The organism is Kluyvera sp. STS39-E (assembly GCF_040932435.1).
Classification (GTDB): domain Bacteria; phylum Pseudomonadota; class Gammaproteobacteria; order Enterobacterales; family Enterobacteriaceae; genus Kluyvera.
In genome coordinates, this window is sequence record NZ_JBFQGA010000010.1 from 42,933 (window position 1) to 60,752 (window position 17,820).

A 17,820-nucleotide genomic window follows, 5' to 3' on the forward strand; every position below is an offset into this window, starting at 1 on the left:
ATGTGTTCGATTTTTTTGACGTTATGTGCGCGCTATTTATCACTGTAGCTGATGAATTTCGGGATGGAATTATCGAAGGTCAGTAATCGTTGGGCAAAATTTGTGTCGTGTGCCGCTTGCGGGTAGACTTCGTGCCCTTGTCTGAAATCGGAGAAAAAAACATGAGCGAGACGGCAACCTGGCAGCCGAGCGCATCCATCCCTAACCTGTTAAAACGCGCGGCGTTGATGGCGGAAATTCGTCGTTTCTTTGCCGATCGCGGTGTGCTGGAGGTGGAAACGCCATGCATGAGCCAGGCAACGGTGACCGACATTCATATGGTACCGTTTGAGACTCGCTTTGTTGGCCCAGGGCATTCCGAGGGGATGAACCTGTATCTGATGACCAGCCCGGAATACCACATGAAGCGCCTGCTTGCTGCGGGTTGTGGCCCGGTATTCCAGCTGTGCAGAAGCTTCCGTAATGAAGAGATGGGGCGTCACCACAATCCAGAATTCACCATGCTGGAGTGGTACCGACCGCACTTTGACATGTATCGACTGATCAACGAAGTGGACGATCTGCTGCAACAGGTGCTGGAAACCCAGCCAGCGGAAAGCCTCTCTTACCAACAGGCATTCCAGCGTCATCTGGAAATCGACCCGCTGTCGGCAGATAAAATCCAACTGCGTGAAGTGGCGGCGAAGCTCGACCTGAGCAATATTGCGGATACTGAAGAAGATCGCGATGCGCTGTTGCAGCTGCTCTTTACCTTCGGTGTTGAACCGCATATCGGTAAAGATCGCCCAACGTTCGTTTATCACTTCCCGGCAAGCCAAGCCTCGTTAGCGCAGATTAGCGCGGAAGATCACCGCGTGGCGGAACGCTTTGAGGTTTACTTCAAAGGTATTGAACTGGCGAATGGTTTCCATGAGTTGACCGATGCGCGCGAACAGCGTCAGCGTTTCGAGCAGGATAACCGCAAGCGTGCCGCGCGCGGTCTGCCGCAGCAGCCTATCGATCAAAACCTGCTGGACGCGCTGGCGGCCGGCCTGCCGGACTGCTCCGGCGTAGCGTTGGGCGTTGACCGTCTGGTGATGCTGGCGTTGGGGGCTGAAAGTTTGGCAGACGTGTTAGCCTTTACCGTCGAACGGGCATAACCGTTATTTAACAAAATAAAATGGCGCATCGTGCGCCATTTTATAGTCATATACTTTGTAATTGCCGCTAATCGTCACAATTTTACTCCGGTTATTTGCTATCATCCTGCCAGAAAATTATCGCATCGATCTCTCATTGTCTTGCTCGCGCAAGTCCACAATGCGAATGCCTGTCGACGTGTAAAAATAGTTAAGAGTAAGGGATGGTCATATGACCCAATCAATAAAAAAGATGAGCCTTATTGGCCTCATCCTCATGATATTTACTTCCGTATTTGGTTTTGCTAATAGTCCATCAGCTTTTTTCCTGATGGGATATAGCGCCATCATTTGGTATATATTTTCTGCACTTTTATTCTTCATTCCGTTTGCCTTAATGATGGCTGAAATGGGCTCGGCCTACCGCAAGGAAGAAGGGGGAATCTATTCTTGGATGAATAATAGCGTTGGCCCTCGCTATGCTTTTATTGGCACCTTTATGTGGTTCTCCTCCTACGTTATCTGGATGGTGAGCACGTCAGCGAAAGTGTGGGTACCGTTCTCTACCTTCCTGTTTGGCTCCGACATGACGCAACATTGGAGCTTTGCGGGACTCGCGTCTACACAGGTGGTGGGGATATTGGCGGTATTGTGGATGGTATTAGTGACCACGGTGGCGGCGAAAGGAATTAATAAAATTGCCCGTATTACCGCCGTCGGTGGTATTGCCGTGATGTGTCTTAATTTGGTTTTATTGTTAGTGAGTATTGCCATTTTGTTATTTAATGGCGGCCACTTTGCACAACCTATTAATTTCACTGCTTCACCAAACCCGGGATATCAATCTGGGCTCGCCGTATTATCGTTTGTGGTATTTGCCATTTTTGCTTACGGCGGCATTGAAGCCGTTGGCGGTTTGGTGGATAAAACCGATAAGCCGGAAAAGAACTTTGCCAAAGGAATTGTTTTTGCGGCGATTGTTATTTCTATCGGTTATTCGCTGGCGATCTTCCTATGGGGTGTAAGCACCAACTGGCAGCAGATTCTAAGCGACCGTTCGGTGAACCTTGGCAACATTACCTACGTGCTGATGACCAGCCTGGGCTCAACGCTGGGTAACGCCATGCACCTGTCGCCGGAAGCGGCGACGACCATGGGCGTGTGGTTTGCGCGTATCACCGGTCTGTCGATGTTCCTCGCCTACACCGGGGCATTCTTCACCTTAAGCTACTCGCCACTTAAGGCGATTATTCAAGGGACGCCAAAAGCGCTGTGGCCCGCCTCAATGACTCGTTTGAACGACAACGGTATGCCGTCCACGGCAATGTGGATGCAGTGTGCGCTGGTGAGTTTGTTTATTCTGCTGGTATCGTTTGGCGGCGATACGGCTTCGGCGTTCTACAACAAGCTGACGCTGATGGCCAATGTCTCAATGACCCTGCCGTACCTGTTCCTAGCGATCGCTTTCCCATTCTTTAAAGCCAAAATGGATCTCGAACGTCCGTTTGTGCTCTTCAAAACGAAGATTTCAACGTGGCTGGCGACGAGCGTGGTGGTGCTTATCGTGACTTTTGCCAACATTTTTACCGTGATTCAACCGGTTATCGAGGCGGGAGACTGGAGCAGTGCGCTGTGGATGATTGGCGGGCCGATTTTCTTCTCGCTGCTGGCGATGGTGATTTATGAGAATTATCACCGCCGTGTGAACCGTCAGCCGGTTCTAGTGGTCGAGTAAATTGGGCAGTTGTAGGCTGGATAAGGCAATGCTGCCATCAGGCAATCAGCATCGGATTGCCTGATGGCGCTACGCTTATCAGGCCTACAAAACTGCGCTTTAAGACGTACCCTCGTTTAAAGGCTGCCCGGCTTGCGACTGGCGCGGCCTGTGGAGGTCAGCGTAGTCGATGACTTCTTACCGTTCATGCTCTCCAGACGCATCTGGAACGGTGGGAACGGCATATCAATACCGTGCTCGCGGAATCCAGCCAGAATCAACTGGTGCAGCTCATGACGCAGCGGCATACGGTGACCCATCTCGGCGGCGTAGATACGCAGCTCGAAAATCTGAATCCCCTGCTGTAAATCAACCAAGAACGCCTCCGGAGCCGGTGTGTCAATCACCAGCGAGCAGCGGTGGGCGGCGGTCAACAGAATCTGCGTAACCTCTTCGCTGTTGGCATCCGATGGTGCGGGAATGCTTAACACCACGCGGGTGACCGAATCGGAAAGCGACCAGTTGATGAACTGCTCGGTGATAAACGCCTTGTTTGGCACGATAATCTCTTTGCGGTCCCAGTCGCTGATGGTGGTGGCGCGGGTGTTGATTTTGGTCACGCTGCCGGTTAGGTCTCGAATGGTGACCGTATCGCCGATACGAATCGGCTTCTCAAACAGAATAATCAGGCCGGAGATGAAGTTGGCGAAAATCTCCTGCAAACCAAAGCCGAGACCGACACCGAGTGCGGCGACCAGCCATTGCAGCTTCGACCATTCAATGCCAATCATCGAGAATCCAACCAGCCCGCCTATCAGCAACAGCAGATATTTCGTGATGGTGGTAATGGCGTACCCGGTGCCAGGCGTCAGCGAGAGGTGTTGAAGAATCGCCAGCTCAAGTAACGCCGGCAGGTTGCGCACGAGCTGGGTGGTGATAATCAGCACCAGAATGGCAATCAGCACGGCACCGAGGGTAATCGGTTCTATGCTTTCAACGCCCTGTACGGTGGAGGTGACATCCCACAGCGAAATGTTCTCAAGGAAGCCGAACGCTGAATGAATTTCCGACCACAGGATGATCACCGATACCAGCGCAATGAGCATCAGGATAGAACGCACGAGGCGCAGAGACTGTTCGCTGATGGTGTCGAGATCGACTTCACTCACCTCCATCTCCGCGCTCCCTTCAATGCTGGTGGCGTGGGATTCTTCTTCGCCTCTGGCGCGGTGCGCCAGCATTTCGGCACGTTTATGCTTGGCGCGTTCGAACGCCAGCCTGCGGCGCTGAATGAGCATCCAACGGCGGATAACATGGTAAATCACCAGCAGCAGGAACCAGATAGCCACCGAGGTTTCCAAACGCGCCAGCAATGCCTGTGATGTGGCGAGATAGCCGACAGCAGCGGCGAAAATCGCAACCAGCGGTGCGCCGATCATCAGGTTCCACAGCAAGCTGTTGACCCGATTGTCGCTATTGCCCTCTTTGTCGAGATACAGCGGAATACCCGCGCGCTTCAGGCTCAGCGTCACCACCGCAAGTGCCCCGCAAATGAAGATGAAGCAGAGCCTGCCTAGCGATGCGGAGAATTCCCGATCGTTGAGGTTATCGAACATGATGAGCGCCATGATAAGCGGCACGATAAATCCAATGCTCATCAGGTAATAGCGCATGGCGCGGGCGACGCGATTTTGCGGCCAACCAAAGTGGACGATAAACAGACCGTTGGTGCGGGCGAAGGCGGCGCAGATCATCACCACCCACAGTAGCGGCACTGTGGCGGTGACGCCATCGCCGATGGCCACCGCCAGCGGGTACGGCCAAGCTTCTTGGAGGCCATAGCCCAGCGTAGCCCACAGAACCGGCAGCGGTGAGGCCACCAGAATTGACCAGAATACGGTGCGCATCGTCAGCCAGAAGTGGTCTTGGGTGACCTTGCCCACGCGCGCGCTGGAACGCTCCAAAAAGCGCGTAAAGTGTTTGCGCGAGCTGATACTAAAACCAACCAGCAACAGTGCGGCAAACAGCGGTAGCAGCGTCAGGCGGCTGGTGAGCATCATGATGCTGGCTTTGCCTAACTGACTGAACGTATCCAACGAAATTAGACGGCGTAAATCCTGCACGATTTCAATTGGCCAACTGAAGTCGATAGGGCGGACGTCGGACGTCCAGAACAGATAGCGGTGCGTAGCATCGTTGACCTCTTTGAGCGCGTCTTCCAACTGGCTATTGGACACTTTCAGTTTGGTCAGTTCGAGCAGCAGCGTGTCGCCACCCTGTAACAGGGAGTTCAGTAGCTCGCGCTGGGTGCGGAGCTGGGCTTGCAGAATCCGGTTTTGTTCGCTGGTCAGCGGCTCGCCGTCGGCCTGTTGAATTTGGCGAAGCTGCGGCTGCTTGTTCAGCAAATCCTCGTAGCGCAGACGATGTACGCGAAGCTGAGCCATTTCAGTATCAAGCTGCTGCGGTTTTGGCATTTCCGGCAGTCTTGCTACCTGTGCGCGTAGGGCTTCACCGAGCAAATTAGAGGCGCCAAGCCACTGCGACTGCTCGCGTAAGGTGTTGAGCGCCTGACGTACCTGAAGAGTTTGATTCGCGGCCTGTCGCTGCTGGGAGGCGACTAAATCCATACGCTGAGCCTGTTGATTCAACGCCTGGGAAAGTTCGCGGTTAATTTTGAATTGATTCACGATGCCGACGGGCAAGTTTTCACTGTTTTCAGCCAGCAGTTCGGTGCTTTCTAGTGCCCGCTCGGCTTCACGCTGGCGCTGGCTGTTAAGCTGGTTACGCAGCGCTTGCAGGTAGGTGTCGAGTTGCTCGCTCTGTTTTTTCGCCAGCTCTGAGCGCATACGTGCCAGTTCTTGACGATTATTAGCCGAAAGCTGAGCCAGCTCTAGCTCATCGACCAGCGCTTTGAGCCTGCCGGAGTCGGCCTGTAGGCTCAGCGCTTGCGCTTGAGCCAGCGGCGTATTGCCGGTTGTGACCCCTAGTCGACGTTCAATATCGTTCAACTGGCGGCGGGCATCGGTCTGTTGCTGTGGTAGCTGGTTTAGGGAGTCGGCGATATCACGAGCGCGATCCTGCTCTTGCTGAGCTAAACGACTTTTTTCCAGCAGTTGGCTGCTGACTTGGAGAATTTCTTGGTTTAGCGCGTCGGTACTCATGCCCTCTGGCACCTGGCGTGGCTCGTCGTGCAGGTTGTTGAGCTGATTACGCAGCGTCAAAGAGAGTTTAGGGAAGTTGTCGATAACCTGCTGATATTGCGCCGAGCGCTCAATGGAGCCTTTTTGCTCCTCGAGCGCAGCCAGCGCATTTTGTAATGCTTCGACGGTTTCAGGCTGGGCGGGCTTAGCCGCCTTTGCCTGTTCTAGCTCTTGGCTGATTTGTCGAGCGTTAAGGGCCGTCGCCGCGTACGCCCCCTGGCTGAGGCACCAGGCCATCAGTAAAGTGATAATCAGGCGCACATCAGACCCTTATTGAGTAATTAGCTTTGTTCTTTCTTTTCGTCAGTTTTTGGCGCAACGTCTTGTTCAACAACCGGTTCAACGATGATTTCCGGCTCAACGGCGGCTTCTGACTTAACGATGACTTCCGGTTCAACCACGATTTCTGGCTCAACAACTGCTTCCGGTTCAATCACCGCTTCTGGTTCCACAACGGCTTCTGTTGAGATAGCCAGTGGTTCACCCAGTCTGGTGACCGACAGGTTTTTCAACTGCTCTACCAGCTTCACTTTACCCGGTGCGAATAGGTTAATTACCGTTGAGCCCAGCTTGAAGCGACCCATCTCCTGGCCTTTCAGCAGCGCCACAGAGCCTTCTTGGTCGCCCGCCGGGTAGGTCCAGCGTTTGATCACGCCTTCACGTGGTGGCGTCACGGTTCCCGACCAGACGGTCTCAATGCTGCCAACGATGGTTGCGCCGACCAAAATCTGCGCCATTGGGCCGAATTCAGTATCGAACAGGCAGATAACGCGCTCGTTACGGGCAAACAGATTTGGAACGTTTTGCGCCGTCAGGTGGTTTACGGAGAAAAGATCGCCCGGTACGTAGATCATCTCACGTAGGATACCGTTGCACGGCATGTGCACGCGGTGGTAGTCGCGTGGGGAGAGATAGGTGGTCGCAAAGGTACCGTTGCGGAACAGGTCGGCCATGATGTAGTTGCCGGCCAACAGCGCTTCTAACGAGTAATTGTGGCCTTTGGCCTGCAGAATTTTATCGCCTTCAATGGCGCCCAACTGGCTGATAGCACCATCGGCAGGCATCACCAAGACGTGCGGGTCGGTGTTGACCGCGCGGACATCTTCACGCAGCGGACGAACGAAGAAATCATTAAAGGTGCGGTAGCTGGCGGTGTCCGGCTTCTGCGCCTCTTTCATGTCGACCTTGTAGAATTTCACGAACAGATCGATAACCAGTTTGGTCAGCCATCCCGCTCGTTTGCTTGCACCCCAGCCTGCGAGACGCGTAAGCCACAGTTTAGGCAGAATGTATTGCAGTGAAAGTTTAAACGAGTTTAACAAGGTAGCCTCCAGGCCAATATGTGTCGTTCCTGATCCGACGATGTACGCCGGATCTTAATGAGAAAAGCGGCCGATTTTAGCGACTGTTAACGTAAATGTCAGTCGGCAAAATCATAGTTCTCATTTATCGGTCTCTGAAAAGTTTTTACGCGTTTTTACCTGCGCCATACTGTCCAGAATGTGGTGATAGTTTTCAAAGCGCGTTTCGGCAATCTTGCCATTTTCTACGGCTTCTCGGATAGCGCAGCCAGGATCGGCATCGTGTTTACAGTCGCGGTATTTGCACCGACCAAGGTAGTCATGGAATTCGACAAATCCATGGGTCACTTGTTCCGGCTCGAGATGCCACAGACCAAATTCACGCACTCCTGGGGAGTCAATCACGTCGCCGCCATGCGGGAAGTGGTACAGACGAGCTGCCGTGGTGGTGTGCTGTCCTAGGCCCGAAACGTTGGAGACGTCGTTGGTCAGGATGCTGTCGTCGCTCAGTCCTAGCAGCGCATTCAGCAGGCTGGATTTGCCGACCCCTGACTGCCCAGCAAAAATGCTGATGCGGTTGGTGAGTGCTTCTTCCAGCGGTTTTAGGCCATCTTGAGTATGGCTTGATGCCATCAGAACGCGATAACCGATGTTGCGGTAGATATCCATCTGCTCATTGACGAACGCCATGCCTTCTTCGTCCAGCAGGTCTATCTTGTTTAATACCAGCAGCGGCTCAACGTTAAGCGTTTCGCAGGCGACCAGGTAGCGGTCGATAATGTTCAGCGACAACTCTGGCAGAATGGCGGATACAATAACGATCTGATCGATATTGGCGGCAATGGGTTTTACGCCGTCGTAGAAATCAGGGCGCGTCAGTACGGAGGTGCGTTCGTGCACGGCCTCCACGATGCCTTTAACGCGAACGCCCTCTGCGGCGGCTTTACCCGGACGCCAGACGACGCGGTCACCGGTGACCAGCGAGCGGATTGTGCGACGAATGTTGCAGCGGTGGGTTTCTCCATCGGCGGATTCAACGTCGGCATGCATGCCAAAACGGCTAATGACGATCCCTTCAGCGGCTTCGCCAAACAGGTTATCGTCGTAATCTGGCTTCTCCGCAGTGGTGGTAAGACGGCGCTGGTGGTTGGCTGATACTCGGCGCTGCTGACCCTTGGAGAGTTTATTTTTACTCAATCGTGCTGACTCCTGGTCGCCCATGTTGGGCAAAACCTCTATGATACACGCGAATTATTAATACTAGCTAACCCGTCACGTCCTGACGCGGCCGGTAAGACAGAAGGGTGGAAAATAACATGAGTGCAGATGAAAACAACCTGATTTGGATCGATCTGGAGATGACCGGCCTGAATCCCGAGCACGATCGCATTATTGAAATCGCGACGCTGGTGACCGATGCACAGCTGAATATTCTGGCTGAAGGGCCAACCATCGCCGTCCACCAGTCAGATGCGCAACTGGCGCTGATGGATGATTGGAACGTGCGTACTCATACCGGAAGCGGGCTGGTTGAGCGCGTGAAGGCCAGCACCTTGGGCGATCGTGAAGCGGAACTGGCAACGTTGGAATTTCTCAAGCAGTGGGTGCCGGAAGGCAAATCGCCAATCTGTGGCAACAGCATCGGCCAGGATCGTCGCTTCCTGTTTAAATACATGCCGGAGCTAGAATCTTACTTCCACTATCGTTATCTAGATGTCAGTACGCTAAAAGAATTGGCTCGTCGCTGGAAACCGGAGATCCTGCCTGGTTTTAAAAAACAGGGCACTCACCAGGCGATGGATGATATCCGCGAGTCAGTGGCGGAACTGGCTTACTATCGCGAACATTTTATTCAGCTTTAACGTGCTAAAGGGATGAATTGGCGCTAAAATAGGCAATCTGCCGATTTATCCAGCAGTTGAACGAAAAAAATAAAAAATCGCTTCAAGGGGGGTTGCAGGGGGAAAGAATTCTCGTATAATGCGCCTCCCGTAACGAAGCAGAAATGCGAATTACGAAAGCAACAAAAATTGCCAGATTTTGCGGGAATAGCTCAGTTGGTAGAGCACGACCTTGCCAAGGTCGGGGTCGCGAGTTCGAGTCTCGTTTCCCGCTCCAAAAATTTGAAAGCAGTAGACACACCCAAGCGGGAATAGCTCAGTTGGTAGAGCACGACCTTGCCAAGGTCGGGGTCGCGAGTTCGAGTCTCGTTTCCCGCTCCAAAATTTGAAAGCAGTAGACACACCCAAGCGGGAATAGCTCAGTTGGTAGAGCACGACCTTGCCAAGGTCGGGGTCGCGAGTTCGAGTCTCGTTTCCCTCTCCAAAATTTGAAAGCAGTAGACACACCCAAGCGGGAATAGCTCAGTTGGTAGAGCACGACCTTGCCAAGGTCGGGGTCGCGAGTTCGAGTCTCGTTTCCCGCTCCAAATTTTCTTCCAAAACAAAAATACTTCCACAGCGTAATCATTCGTTGAGGTTGTTTTTTTCGTTCCTGAAATACTCTTGTAAACAGAGTTATCCACAGGCTTGTATCGTTATCTTCGCTTGCTAATTTTTTTGAGATTTTTACTGATTTAGTTATCTCATTGAAATGTATGGAGATATATCATTTCAAAATGTTAGCGTGATCGCTTGACGAAATTTGGCGTGTTGAAACGCAATGTGTTTTTATTTTTACTCACAGGCTGTGAGTATCTTAGGCGTCCCTCGGTAACCCCTTCTCCACCACTCTCACCAAGCGCTGTTTCTTTGGTAACTGCACCTCAATGACGCCCTCATTACGGCGGGCAATTTGCTGCAATACAGCCCACTCAATGTGTTCATCGAGTAGTGGGTGCTCACCTCGGCGGCTTTCAAGCGCATTCAGAGCGGCCTCGCTCCACGGTGCATTTCCTAGGGCGACGGCGATATTACGCAGCCAACGTAAATGCCCGATACGTCGAATGGCCGAGCCTTCGGTAATTTTGAGGAAATACGCTTCATCCCAAGCGAACAGTTCGATGAGTTCCGGGGAGTGCAGCGCTTTACGCGGGCTGAAGTCGGCTTCGTCGGTCAGCTGAGAGAAACGGTTCCAAGGACAGATGAGCTGGCAGTCGTCACAGCCGTATATCCGGTTGCCGATAAGCGGGCGGAATTCTTCCGGGATCGCGCCTTCCAGTTCGATGGTCAGGTAGGAAATACAGCGACGCGCATCGACGGTATAGGGCTCAACGATTGCGGCGGTTGGGCAGATGGTCATGCATGCGACACATCGGCCACACTCTTCGGCCACCGGTTTATCGATAGGCAGCGGGATATCCACCAACAGTTCGCCAAGGAAGAAGAACGATCCGGCATCACGATTAAGGATAAGTGAGTGCTTACCCGTCCAGCCAATTCCGGCTTTTTCCGCTAATGGGCGCTCAAGTATAGGCGCAGAGTCGACAAACGGTCTAAAATTCAGCGAGACACACTGTTCCTGAATCATTTCACCGAGCTTTTTAAGCCGGTTACGCAACAGCTTATGATAATCACGCCCAAGGGCATAACGGCTGACGTAACCCAGCTCGGGGTTTTTCAGCGTGCGGGCAAAGGCCGCATTGGCGGGAAGATAATTCATGCGAACGCTAATCACTCGGAGTGTTCCGGGCTGCAGTTCGTGGGGGCGGGCGCGCATCATTCCATGGCGTGCCATCCAATCCATCTCGCCGTGGTATTGTTTGTCCAGCCATGCCTGTAGTTTAGGCTCTGCCTCGCTGAGATCGGTATCGGTAATACCGACCTGCTGAAAACCGAGTTCAGTGCCCCATTGTTTGATTTGTTGCGCTAATTGATTGAGATCGAGGGGCTGTGACATGACGGACCATACATTGACAAGAATCCCCCAAAGTATACCACACTCCATTTGGCCTGCGGACGAACTGCGACGCGCTGAAAAAACGGCGGCAGAGCGTCTCGGCCTTTCCCTCTATCAACTGATGCAGCGCGCAGGGCAGGCGGCGTTTGACCTGGCGCGGGCCACCTATCCTGACGCGCGGCATTGGCTCATTTTGTGCGGCCACGGCAATAACGGCGGTGATGGTTACGTGGTGGCTCACTTGGCGCAAGCTGCGGGGCTTCGCGTGACCTTGCTGGCGCAGGCCAGCGATAAGGCGCTGCCGGAAGAGGCGAGTGCTGCGCGCGATGCTTGGCTTGCCGCCGATGGAGGAATTCATCCGGCAGATACCTTATGGCCGCAAGATGTCGATTTAATCATCGACGGCCTGCTGGGGACGGGTTTGCAGAGCGCACCACGCGAAAGCGTGGCGATGCAAATAGAACGGGCCAATCGCTTCCCAGCACCGATTATCGCACTGGATATCCCTTCCGGGCTTAACGCCCAAACCGGCACGACGCCGGGTTTAGTTATTCATGCCGCACATACCATCACCTTTATCGCCCTCAAGCCGGGACTGCTAACCGGGAAAGCTCGTGACGTGGTGGGCCAGTTGCACCACCATGCATTAGGCCTAGAGGGATGGCTTGCAGAGCACGAAACCGGTATTCAACGCCTTGATGCTTCCCAACTGGCGCAGTGGTTCGCGCCGCGTCGCCCAACATCGCACAAAGGCGACCATGGTCGACTGGTAGTGGTCGGTGGCGACCACGGTACCGCCGGGGCGATTCGCATGGCGGGGGAAGCTGCGTTGCGTGCCGGAGCGGGGTTGGTGAAAGTTCTGACGCGTGTCGAAAACGTCGCGCCGATCCTCACTGCTCGCCCGGAACTGATGGCATATGAACTCACCCCACAGTCGCTTGCAGAAAGCCTGCAATGGGCTGATGCGGTGGTGATTGGACCTGGCCTTGGCCAAACCGGCTGGGGGCAACAGGCGCTGCGTGATGTCAGCAATTTCCGTAAACCTGCGCTGTGGGACGCCGACGCGCTGAACCTGCTGGCAATCAATGCGGATAAACGTCACAATCGCGTGATTACGCCGCATCCCGGTGAAGCCGCGCGTCTACTGGATTGCACGATAGCGGAAATTGAGAACGATCGCTTACTTTCTGCACAACGTCTGGTACAACGTTATGGTGGCGTCGTGGTGCTAAAAGGCGCGGGGACAATTGTGGCCGCTGAAAGTGGCGTGATGAGTATTATTGATGCCGGAAATGCCGGCATGGCCAGCGGTGGCATGGGTGATGTGCTATCGGGGATCATTGGCGCATTGCTGGGGCAGGCATTATCACCGTATGATGCAGCCTGCGCAGGGTGTATCGCCCACGGTGCCGCCGCGGATGAACTGGCGGCGCGCTATGGCACCCGCGGTATGTTGGCGACCGATCTCTTTTCCACGCTACGGCGTGTTGTTAACCCGGATGTGATTGACGTAAACCATGATTAATCGAGTGATTCCTTTATCTGACGAGCAGGCAACCCTGGACCTTGGCAACCGAGTGGCGCAGGCCTGTGTTGGTGCAACGGTCATCTATCTGTATGGTGATTTAGGTGCCGGTAAAACCACCTTCAGCCGTGGATTCCTGCAGGCGCTGGGCCATAACGGCAACGTCAAAAGCCCCACCTATACCTTGGTCGAGCCATATCAGCTCGACAAACTCATGGTCTATCACTTCGATCTTTACCGCCTTGCGGATCCCGAGGAGCTCGAATTTATGGGGATCCGCGATTATTTCACTGACGATGCCATTTGCCTGGTGGAATGGCCGCAACAGGGCACTGGTGTTCTGCCCGAGCCGGATATCGAAATACACTTAGATTACCAGGCACAAGGGCGTGAGGCGCGCATTACTGCGGTCTCCTCATTAGGTGAGTCTCTGCTGGCGCGGTTCGCCGGTTAATTTAGGGATCCCAGGATGATTATTCGCGCAAAAGGGTGGTTGGTCGCTGCGCTGATGCTGGTGTGTGCACCGGTAATGGCGGCGAGCTTGTCCGATATTCAGGTGGCGAACAGTGAAACGCAGGCGCGTATCACGTTTAGCTTTATGGGCGATCCAGAATATAACTTTAGCCAGGATGATAAACGCAGCGTCGTGCTGGATATCAAGCAAACCGGCGTGATACAAGGACTGCCGCTGCGATTTAGCGGTAACAATCTGGTGAAAGGCATCCGTTCGGCAACCCCTAAGGACGATCAATCGTTACGGCTGGTGGTTGATCTGACCGAAAACGGTAAAACGCGCGCGGTGAAGCAGCAAAACGGTGCGAACTATACCGTGGTATTCACGATTAACGCCGATGCGCCACCGCCTCCGCCGCCACCGGTGGTGGTGAGGCGCGTAGAAACGCCGGTTATTGCACCGGCACCTGCTCAGCCAGCACGTAATCCATTTAGCGGTAGCAGCAACAACAGCACCGTGAGTCGTGAGCGTCAGCCGGCAATAGCCAATACCGTCACGCCGACGCCGCGTCCTTCGGCTCGTGTGAGCGGTGCTCCGGGTGACAAGGTGATCATTGCCATCGATGCGGGGCACGGCGGCCAGGACCCAGGCGCTATCGGTCCCGGCGGGACGCGGGAGAAGAATGTCACCATCGCCATTGCGCGTAAGCTTAGAGCGCTGTTGAATGACGATCCGATGTTCCGTGGCGTATTGACCCGCGACGGCGACTACTTTATTTCGGTGATGGGGCGTTCCGACGTCGCACGTAAGCAAAATGCGCACTTCTTAGTGTCGATTCATGCCGATGCTGCGCCAAATCGTGACGCGACCGGCGCTTCGGTGTGGGTGCTGTCTAACCGTCGCGCTAACAGCGAAATGGCCGGATGGCTGGAGCAGCACGAAAAACAATCCGAGCTATTGGGCGGCGCGGGCGATGTGCTGGCGAACAGCCAGGCGGACCCGTATCTGAGCCAGGCGGTGCTGGATCTGCAATTCGGTCATTCACAACGTGTAGGGTATGATGTGGCAACCAGCGTTATCGGCCAGCTACAGCGGGTGGGGAATTTGCATAAACGCCGCCCTGAGCATGCCAGCCTTGGCGTGCTGCGCTCGCCGGATATTCCATCCATACTCGTTGAAACCGGTTTTATCAGTAACAGCGGTGAAGAACGACTGCTCGGCAGCGACGACTATCAGCAGAAAATAGCTGAAGCCATTTATACCGGTTTACGTAACTATTTTACGGCGCATCCGATACAATCCGGCCCTCGCGACGAACAGTCGCAGACCGCCAGCGCCGCGTCATCCACTAGGACACTCGTTAACTAAGGGGTTTTCATGCCGATTCAGGTTTTACCACCACAGCTTGCCAACCAGATTGCTGCGGGTGAAGTGGTGGAGCGCCCTGCATCGGTAGTGAAAGAACTGGTGGAGAACAGTCTCGATGCGGGGGCAACCCGCATTGATATTGATATCGAGCGCGGCGGAGCCAAGCTTATCCGCATTCGTGACAATGGCTGTGGGATCAAAAAAGACGAGCTGGCGCTAGCGCTGGCGCGTCATGCAACCAGTAAAATTGCCTCTCTTGACGATCTTGAAGCCATCGTCAGCCTCGGTTTTCGTGGCGAAGCATTGGCCAGTATTAGCTCGGTCGCGCGCTTAACGCTGACGTCCCGCACGTCAGAGCAGCCGGAAGCTTGGCAAGCCTACGCGGAAGGTCGTGACCAAGCCGTGACGATCAAACCTGCGGCACACCCGGTCGGGACAACGCTTGAAGTGCTGGATCTGTTCTACAACACCCCGGCGCGGCGCAAGTTTATGCGCACCGAAAAAACGGAATTTAACCACATTGATGAGATTATTCGCCGCATTGCGCTGGCGCGCTTCGATGTGAGTTTCAACCTGACCCACAATGGTAAATCCATTCGCCAGTATCGAGCCGTCGCCGAAGGGGCATCGAAAGAACGCCGGCTGGGTGCTATTTGCGGTGTGCCATTCCTTGAGCAGGCGCTGGCGATTGAGTGGCAGCATGGCGATCTTGCCCTGCACGGCTGGGTTGCCGATCCGAAGCACACCACCACGGCGCTGGCGGAAATCCAGTACTGTTATGTGAACGGTCGTATGATGCGCGACCGGCTGATTAATCACGCTATTCGTCAGGCGTGTGAAGATAAACTCGGTGCGGATCAACAGCCGGCGTTTGTGCTGTATCTCGAAATCGATCCCCATCAGGTGGATGTTAACGTGCATCCGGCTAAACACGAGGTGCGCTTCCATCAGTCGCGGCTGGTCCATGATTTTATCTACCAAGGCGTGCTGAGCGTACTACAGCAGCAGTTGGACACGCCTCTGCCGCTGGGTGATGAAGACGAACCCGCGCCGCGCCAGCTTCCGGAGAACCGCATTGCCGCCGGACGCAACCAGTTCGCTGAGCCTGCGGCCGCCGGCGAACCGGCAGCGCCTCGCTATCAGACGTCGGCCGGTGAATCCAGTCCACGTGCAGGCACCGGCGGTGGCGCGAGTTGGCCGAATGCGCAGCCCGGCTACCAAAAACAGCAGGGTGCGCTCTATCGCCAACTGCTCAATACGCCAGTCAGCCGTCCAGAACCGTCGAAACCGGCGGTGGAAAACCTGGCGGGGCATAGCCAGAGCTTTGGCCGCGTATTGGCGATTATGGCCGAGAAGTGTGCGTTGCTAGAGCGCAATGGCAAGCTCTATCTGTTGGCTTTATCGGTTGCTGAACGTTGGCTGCGCCAGGCGCAGTTGACGCCGGGCGATGCGGCCATTTGCGCGCAGCCGCTGCTTATCCCGCTGCGTCTTAAAGTGACAGAGGCGGAAAAGCAAACGCTGGAAAGCGCCCGCGAGACGTTGAACGCGCTGGGTATTGAAATATTGCTTGAAGGCCAGCATGCGACGATTCGCGCGGTGCCTTTACCCTTACGCCAACAAAATTTACAAATCTTGATTCCTGAACTGATAGGCTACTTGGTGGGTCAAACCCATGTCGATGCTGGCAATGTTGCCCAATGGTTAGCCCGTAATTTGACGAGCGATCACGCGCAGTGGAATACCGCGCAGGCGATTGCCATGCTGGCAGATGTGGAACGTCTTTGCCCGCAGCTGGTCAAAGCACCACCGGGTGGCCTGTTGCAACCTGTTGATTTAGATTCTGCGATGAATGCCCTAACAAATGAGTGATGTAACCGAGGCGAGCCTGCCTAAGGCAATTTTTTTAATGGGACCAACCGCTTCGGGCAAGACGGCGCTGGCAATTGAGTTACGTAAAGTTTTGCCAGTAGAGTTGATTAGTGTTGATTCCGCCCTTATTTATCGAGGGATGGACGTCGGTACAGCCAAGCCGACCGCGGAAGAGCTGCATGCGGCACCGCACCGGCTGTTGGATATTCTCGATCCGTCGCAGGCCTATTCGGCGGCGGATTTTCGTCGTGATGCGTTAGCGCAGATGGCGGAGATCACCGAAGCAGGGAGAATTCCCCTGTTGGTCGGTGGCACCATGTTATATTTCAAGGCGTTACTTGAAGGGTTATCACCGCTGCCTTCAGCCGACCCGGAAGTCCGGGCGCGAATTGAACAGCAGGCGGCAGAGCAGGGATGGATGGCGCTGCATCAGCAGCTGCGGGAGATAGACCCCGTTGCCGCCGAGCGTATTCATCCAAATGATCCGCAAAGACTTTCCCGAGCACTGGAAGTTTTTTTCATTTCGGGTAAAACTTTAACGGAGCTGACACAAACGTCAGGAGACGCTCTACCCTACAAGGTGCATCAGTTCGCCATCGCCCCGGCGAGCCGTGAACTGCTCCATCAACGCATTGAGCAGCGTTTTCATCAGATGTTAGCTTCAGGTTTTGAAGCAGAAGTGCGGGCGCTTTTTGCCCGTGGAGATTTGCATACGGATATGCCTTCCATTCGTTGTGTGGGATATCGCCAGATGTGGTCATACCTTGAAGGCGAGATTTCTTACGATGAAATGGTTTATAGAGGAGTTTGTGCCACGAGACAGCTAGCGAAACGCCAGGTGACGTGGTTACGCGGTTGGGAAGGTGTTCATTGGTTAGATAGTGAGCAGCCAGAGCAGTCGTTTAGCCAGGTAATGCAGGTAGTGGGTGCTAGTAACGACTGAATGTGTACAATTGAGTCGTATCGTGCGCAATTTTCGAATCGTAAGGTTCATACGCAGATCGCTCAGGTTGCGTCAGCGTGCCCTGAATGACGAAGTGTATAAGTACAAATAAGCATATAAGGAAAAGAGAGAATGGCTAAGGGGCAATCTTTACAAGATCCGTTCCTGAACGCACTGCGTCGGGAACGTGTTCCAGTTTCTATTTATTTGGTGAATGGTATTAAGCTGCAAGGGCAAATTGAGTCTTTCGATCAGTTCGTGATCCTGTTGAAAAACACGGTCAGCCAGATGGTCTATAAGCACGCAATTTCTACCGTTGTTCCGTCTCGTCCGGTTTCCCATCATAGCAATAATGCTGGCGGCGGCACTGGTACTGGTAGCAACTACCACCACGGTAGCAACGCGCAGGGTTCTGCGCAGCAAGACAGCGAAGAAACCGAGTAAGGTTGAACGCTGTTAATCCAAGTCGGGGAGCCGAACTACTAAGGTTC

Annotated in this window: 13 protein-coding genes and 4 tRNA genes; 13 read left to right on the top strand and 4 right to left on the bottom strand. The window is 54.2% G+C overall.

Annotated features, from left to right (window positions below; genetic code table 11):
* Positions 1-161 precede the first annotated feature (161 nt).
* Positions 162-1,139, top strand: coding sequence for an elongation factor P--(R)-beta-lysine ligase (gene epmA, locus AB4K05_RS20245; RefSeq protein WP_368481670.1), 978 nt, complete (start codon positions 162-164; stop codon positions 1,137-1,139).
* A gap of 211 nt (positions 1,140-1,350) precedes the next feature.
* Positions 1,351-2,853 (top strand): glutamate/gamma-aminobutyrate family transporter YjeM, encoded by a 1,503-nt coding sequence (gene yjeM / locus AB4K05_RS20250; protein ID WP_368481671.1) that lies wholly within the window; start codon positions 1,351-1,353, stop codon positions 2,851-2,853.
* Positions 2,854-2,969: 116 nt separating this feature from the next.
* Here yjeM and mscM read toward each other — a convergent pair whose 3' ends face one another.
* From mscM to rsgA, 3 genes are all read right to left on the bottom strand, one after another.
* The gene (gene mscM / locus AB4K05_RS20255) at positions 2,970-6,293 is read right to left on the bottom strand and encodes a miniconductance mechanosensitive channel MscM (RefSeq protein ID WP_368481672.1); all 3,324 of its coding nucleotides are present in this window, start codon (positions 6,291-6,293) and stop codon (positions 2,970-2,972) included.
* Positions 6,294-6,313: 20 nt separating this feature from the next.
* Positions 6,314-7,354 (bottom strand): archaetidylserine decarboxylase, encoded by a 1,041-nt coding sequence (gene asd, locus AB4K05_RS20260; protein WP_368481673.1) that lies wholly within the window; start codon positions 7,352-7,354, stop codon positions 6,314-6,316.
* 120 nt (positions 7,355-7,474) lie between these two features.
* Positions 7,475-8,530: a small ribosomal subunit biogenesis GTPase RsgA gene (rsgA, locus tag AB4K05_RS20265; RefSeq protein WP_368481674.1), complete on the bottom strand. Its 1,056-nt coding sequence runs from the start codon at positions 8,528-8,530 to the stop codon at positions 7,475-7,477.
* A gap of 119 nt (positions 8,531-8,649) precedes the next feature.
* On the opposite strand from rsgA, the gene orn reads away from it, so the two are divergent.
* From orn to AB4K05_RS20290, 5 genes are all read left to right on the top strand, one after another.
* Complete coding sequence (orn, locus tag AB4K05_RS20270; protein WP_368481675.1) at positions 8,650-9,195, top strand: oligoribonuclease; 546 nt, start codon at positions 8,650-8,652, stop codon at positions 9,193-9,195.
* Positions 9,196-9,375: 180 nt separating this feature from the next.
* A tRNA-Gly gene (locus AB4K05_RS20275) sits at positions 9,376-9,451 on the top strand.
* A 28-nt stretch (positions 9,452-9,479) separates the two neighbouring features.
* A tRNA-Gly gene (locus AB4K05_RS20280) sits at positions 9,480-9,555 on the top strand.
* Positions 9,556-9,582: 27 nt separating this feature from the next.
* Positions 9,583-9,658 (top strand) — tRNA-Gly (locus AB4K05_RS20285).
* 27 nt (positions 9,659-9,685) lie between these two features.
* A tRNA-Gly gene (locus tag AB4K05_RS20290) sits at positions 9,686-9,761 on the top strand.
* Positions 9,762-10,030: 269 nt separating this feature from the next.
* Here AB4K05_RS20290 and queG read toward each other — a convergent pair.
* Positions 10,031-11,170 (bottom strand): tRNA epoxyqueuosine(34) reductase QueG, encoded by a 1,140-nt coding sequence (gene queG / locus AB4K05_RS20295; protein WP_368481676.1) that lies wholly within the window; start codon positions 11,168-11,170, stop codon positions 10,031-10,033.
* Between queG and nnr the strand changes: the two genes are divergently transcribed.
* The 6 genes from nnr to hfq all read left to right on the top strand — a co-directional run bounded on the left by nnr (position 11,169) and on the right by hfq (position 17,773).
* A complete protein-coding gene (nnr, locus tag AB4K05_RS20300) occupies positions 11,169-12,695 on the top strand; it encodes a bifunctional ADP-dependent NAD(P)H-hydrate dehydratase/NAD(P)H-hydrate epimerase (RefSeq protein WP_368481677.1) in 1,527 nt (508 codons plus the stop codon). The two genes, queG and nnr, sit on opposite strands and share 2 nt — an antisense overlap.
* Complete coding sequence (gene tsaE / locus AB4K05_RS20305; RefSeq protein ID WP_368481678.1) at positions 12,688-13,149, top strand: tRNA (adenosine(37)-N6)-threonylcarbamoyltransferase complex ATPase subunit type 1 TsaE; 462 nt, start codon at positions 12,688-12,690, stop codon at positions 13,147-13,149. The genes nnr and tsaE overlap by 8 nt, the downstream gene beginning before the upstream one ends.
* Positions 13,150-13,164: 15 nt before the next feature.
* Positions 13,165-14,517, top strand: a complete 1,353-nt coding sequence (gene amiB, locus AB4K05_RS20310) for an N-acetylmuramoyl-L-alanine amidase AmiB (RefSeq protein WP_368481679.1) — start codon at positions 13,165-13,167, stop codon at positions 14,515-14,517.
* A 9-nt stretch (positions 14,518-14,526) separates the two neighbouring features.
* Complete coding sequence (gene mutL, locus AB4K05_RS20315) at positions 14,527-16,386, top strand: DNA mismatch repair endonuclease MutL (protein ID WP_368481680.1); 1,860 nt, start codon at positions 14,527-14,529, stop codon at positions 16,384-16,386.
* Positions 16,379-17,329, top strand: coding sequence for a tRNA (adenosine(37)-N6)-dimethylallyltransferase MiaA (gene miaA, locus AB4K05_RS20320; protein ID WP_368481681.1), 951 nt, complete (start codon positions 16,379-16,381; stop codon positions 17,327-17,329). Before mutL ends, miaA begins: the two co-directional genes overlap by 8 nt.
* Positions 17,330-17,461: 132 nt before the next feature.
* Entirely contained in the window at positions 17,462-17,773 is a 312-nt protein-coding gene (gene hfq, locus AB4K05_RS20325) for an RNA chaperone Hfq (RefSeq protein ID WP_368481682.1), read from the top strand.
* Positions 17,774-17,820: the final 47 nt, after the last annotated feature.

Coding starts and splice junctions, on each gene's coding strand:
- epmA (WP_368481670.1), top strand. CDS start 162: ATGAGCGAGACGGCAACCTGGCAGCCGAGCGCATCCATCCCTAACCTG.
- yjeM (WP_368481671.1), top strand. CDS start 1,351: ATGACCCAATCAATAAAAAAGATGAGCCTTATTGGCCTCATCCTCATG.
- orn (WP_368481675.1), top strand. CDS start 8,650: ATGAGTGCAGATGAAAACAACCTGATTTGGATCGATCTGGAGATGACC.
- nnr (WP_368481677.1), top strand. CDS start 11,169: ATGACGGACCATACATTGACAAGAATCCCCCAAAGTATACCACACTCC.
- queG (WP_368481676.1), bottom strand. CDS start 11,170: ATGTCACAGCCCCTCGATCTCAATCAATTAGCGCAACAAATCAAACAA.
- tsaE (WP_368481678.1), top strand. CDS start 12,688: ATGATTAATCGAGTGATTCCTTTATCTGACGAGCAGGCAACCCTGGAC.
- amiB (WP_368481679.1), top strand. CDS start 13,165: ATGATTATTCGCGCAAAAGGGTGGTTGGTCGCTGCGCTGATGCTGGTG.
- mutL (WP_368481680.1), top strand. CDS start 14,527: ATGCCGATTCAGGTTTTACCACCACAGCTTGCCAACCAGATTGCTGCG.
- miaA (WP_368481681.1), top strand. CDS start 16,379: ATGAGTGATGTAACCGAGGCGAGCCTGCCTAAGGCAATTTTTTTAATG.
- hfq (WP_368481682.1), top strand. CDS start 17,462: ATGGCTAAGGGGCAATCTTTACAAGATCCGTTCCTGAACGCACTGCGT.